General features: G+C 45.0%; 4 protein-coding genes. All 4 read right to left on the reverse strand.

From position 1 onward, the window contains the following. Positions 1-803 (reverse strand): flagellar cap protein FliD N-terminal domain-containing protein (locus QTO00_RS15920; RefSeq protein WP_331425667.1); only part of this gene is annotated, 803 nt, incomplete at its 3' end. A gap of 19 nt (positions 804-822) precedes the next feature. Then, positions 823-1248, reverse strand: a complete 426-nt coding sequence (flaG, locus tag QTO00_RS15925) for a flagellar protein FlaG (protein WP_038202559.1) — start codon at positions 1246-1248, stop codon at positions 823-825. Between the two features lie 71 nt (positions 1249-1319). Then, entirely contained in the window at positions 1320-2453 is a 1134-nt protein-coding gene (locus tag QTO00_RS15930; RefSeq protein ID WP_331425668.1) for a flagellin, read from the reverse strand. 230 nt (positions 2454-2683) lie between these two features. Next, entirely contained in the window at positions 2684-3820 is a 1137-nt protein-coding gene (locus tag QTO00_RS15935) for a flagellin (RefSeq protein WP_331425669.1), read from the reverse strand. Positions 3821-4018 lie beyond the last annotated feature (198 nt).

Consider the following 4018-nt stretch of genomic DNA (forward strand, 5'->3'; position numbering starts at 1 on the left):
GCATTGGGGTCGGCGTTCGTCGCGGCCAGCCTAGAGGCATCGGCGATTTCTTGGTCTACAATTTTTGCCGCTTCGATATTGCTTTCGGCAATCTTATCGGCAACTTTTTGCTCCTCCGGCGTCAGAGGTGCAATTAACTCTTGAGCAGCTGCACGCGCGCGCTCAAGGTCTTTAACCCGTTGCTCAAGAGTTTTATATTCAAGTAATTTAAGCGGGTCGCCGTCTTTTGCTTCGGCGCGCATTGAAATGTCGTTGTCTTGACCAGATTGGTTAGATGCAACGATCAGGCGAGGGCCCTCGGTATCGTTGATAACAGCAGCACGCACCCCTGGGTTTGATTTACTTCCGTTGATACCGCGCACGATATCAACCAATCTAGAGTTCTCTTGCACATCAATCGAGAACTTGTCACCTCCCATCGAAATCTGCAGCTTACCCGGTCCAAACTTTGCGTCTTCCGGCAAAACATCGGACGCAATTTTATGACTTTGGGCAAGCTGCAACACATCGATAGCATACCGACCAGCGATAGCTTCAGTGGTCGCCGTCGCAGATACTACAGCCTCATCTGTTGATTCAACTGTTCTTGCGGCGAAAGCTTTCTCTTGACGAAAGTTCGCCATCAAGTTTTTCATCGTATCCAGCGACTCTCTGAGTCGACCATAAGCACTGATACTGGAATCGATCTGGGCGAGCTCATTGTCAATTCGTTGCTGCTTAGGTATGCGCTCCGAATCCACAATTTTGCTGACCATAGAATTGATATCCATGCCAGAATTCATGCCTATAGGGCCAAAACTCATTCATTCACTCCAAGTACGATTACACCGTCTGGTTAACAATTCCCGACGAATATCGGGCAGTTTGCTCCCGTAGGCGACGTAAGATAACCAGCGCTTCCTCATCGGGTATCTGGCGAATAATATCGCCAGTCTCCGCTTCATATATTGTCACAACATCTCGTCCCGATTCTTCGTCAACACGAAACGATAAGCCTTTATTGATCGACGAAATGAAGTCATTCATCTGTTCAACAATCCTTTCACGCTCTGCCCGATTGAGTTTTTCACGCTCTTTCGAAGCTTCTATCATTTTTTCGACAGACTGAGCCGCTTTTTTGCTTATCTCCTGAGTAGAGACCTGTTCCTTCTGCGAGGAAACTTGCTGCACATCATTTCTTGAAGCAAGTTTAGTGCCACTATCTGAGCCATAAGGCTGGATGTTCGATGTGTAGGATGGTATTTCCATAACGATCTCCCTTCCACCTTAGTAGGTTACAACATATTGTTGTACCAATAAGCTCCTATCGAACCTATCGATTAACCTAATAAGCTAAGAGCTGCCGACGGAGACTGCTTCGCTTGCGCTAGTACAGAGGTACTGGCTTGCTGAAGAATTTGCGACTTAGTCATCTGAGTCGTTTCCTTCGCGTAGTCAGTATCAACGATACGGCTTCTAGACGCATTAACATTTTCGTTAATGTTATCTAAGTTGCTGATAGCATGGCCAAAACGGTTTTGGAATGCACCTAGTTCAGCACGCTGACTATCTACCGCTTTTAATGCACCATCAATAACAGATACTGCCAATTGTGAACCGGCAACTGTCGACACATCGACATCAGCAACCGTGCGATCTTCCGCTGCACCAAAGCCAATCTCCGCACCTAGATCACCGCCAATAGTCACATCTGACGAGACCTTATTAGTCGCAGCAAAAAGTTGCAGTTTACCTTCTTCGCCAACCGATGCTTTTACATCTTCACTTTGACCGTTAATGTAAGTAGCAAGCTGCTCAATATCATCTCCTGCCTTTGCATTAATTGTCAGCGACTGTACGTCTCCATGTACATCAGTATAGTCCAGGGTCAGATCAGTTGCTCCGTCCGAGACGGTCCAATCAGGTGCTTTACCGGCTGCTGCGATATAAGCTTTCCCGCCCATTTCCATGGTATCTGAGCGCATATTGCCCATAGAGAGCTGAACAGCCTCACCAGAACTTGCACCGATTTGGAATGATTGAGTACCGAAAGTACCGTTGAGTAGTTTATTACCACCAAATGATGTGGTTTCTGCAATACGGTTAAGCTCGTCGTTTAGAGCAGTGACTTCTTCTTGAATTGCGAGTCGCTCTGAACGAGAGTTGGAACCATTTGAAGATTGCAATGACAAGTCACGCATACGTTGAAGTATGTTGGTTGTCTCGTTCATCGCACCCTCGGCAGTTTGCGCGATCGAGATACCATCATTCGCATTTTTTACCGCCATGTCTAGGCCACGACTTTGCGAGTTCAAGCGGTTTGAGATTTGAAGGCCAGCAGCATCATCTCGGGCACTGTTGATTTTGTAACCCGAAGATAAACGCTCCATCGATTTCTGCATGCCTTCAGTCGCCCCATTAAGGTAGCGCTGAGCGGTCATCGCAGACACGTTCGTGTTTACGTTAATTGCCATATTTGATCTCCTTAGGCATTAGGGTGATGTGTATCTGCGTCTCTCACCTCGCATCAACACATCTCATTTCTCTCAATCCTTTAACGGCGAGTGAAAAAATACCTTTAGAAAAAAAATATTGACTTATTAACTTAATTCTGAGTTTTTAGGTTATTTTTCTTTATTTTTCATGAAGTTAAATTAAACAAAAAAATCCAGCCGAAGCTGGATTTTTGTGATCTAGATTTGATTTAGCCCAATAGGCTTAGTGCTGAGTTTGGTGCTTGTTTCGCTTGAGCCAGAATAGAGCTTGATGCTTGAGAAAGAATTTGCGACTTGGTTAGTGCCGTCGTTTCTTTCGCGAAATCAGTATCCTTGATTCGGCTCTTAGACGCATTCACGTTTTCATTGATGTTGTCTAAGTTGCTAATTGCATGGTTGAAGCGGTTCTGGAACGCACCCAACTCTGCACGGTGACTATCTACATACTGAAGTGCACTGTCGATGATAGCAACCGACTCTTGTGAACCACCGACAGTTGTCACGTCAATATCGTTAACCGTTACTGCAGCACCCGCCCCCATAGCTAACTCACCAGCAAGTCCACCATCAAACGCAACTGTTGCTCCATCTACTTTATTATTACCCGCGTAAATCTGTAGCGCGCCATCTTGGTCTACTGACGCTGTTACCAAATCTGTTTGACCATTGATATAAGTTGCAAGTTGTTCAATATCGTCGCCTTCTTTTGCATTGATATTGATTGTTTGTTCTTCGCCAGCATTGTCGGTCAAAGTAATAGTTAGGTCATTAGAACCCGCTTGAACGCTCCAGTCTTTGTCTTTTGCATTCGCCGCTTGGAATGCTGTACCACCCATATCAGCGTTGTCGCTACGCATGTTATTTAAGGTTAGCATTACCGCTTCGCCGTTATCAGCACCAATTTGGAAAGACTTGGTTGCGTAAGTACCGTTTAGAAGCTTATTGCCACCAAAAGAGGTTGTTTCAGCAATACGGTTAAGTTCGTTATTCAAAGCCGTCACTTCTTCTTGAATCGCAACACGCTCTGATTTTGAGTTTGAACCGTTCGCAGATTGTAGCGATAGGTCACGCATACGTTGGAGGATGTTTGTAGTCTCGTTCATCGCACCTTCAGCAGTTTGCGCGATAGAGATACCATCGTTCGCGTTACGTACCGCAACATCAAGACCACGGCTCTGAACGTTTAAGCGGTTTGAGATTTGTAGGCCCGCTGCGTCATCTTTTGCGCTATTGATCTTAAAGCCAGATGACAAACGCTCCATTGAAGTCTGTTGAGCATTAGTTGCACTGTTTAGGTAACGCTGTGCTGTCATTGCTGATACGTTAGTATTTACATTTACTGCCATGGTGATTTCTCCATTTGATTTTCCGTTGTAACCGGTTTCCGACGTCTCGGAAAACCAAAGTCGTTTTCTCATTAAGTTACTTTTATTAACGGCGTGGCGCTGAAAATCTTGAGAATTTTTTTGAGATTTTTTCGAAAAAAGTTCATTTGGAGGGGAAAACGTGACGAAATGGAAAAAACTACAAATAAAGTCATTTTT

This window comes from Vibrio sp. M260118 (assembly GCF_036533755.1).
Lineage (GTDB): Bacteria > Pseudomonadota > Gammaproteobacteria > Enterobacterales > Vibrionaceae > Vibrio.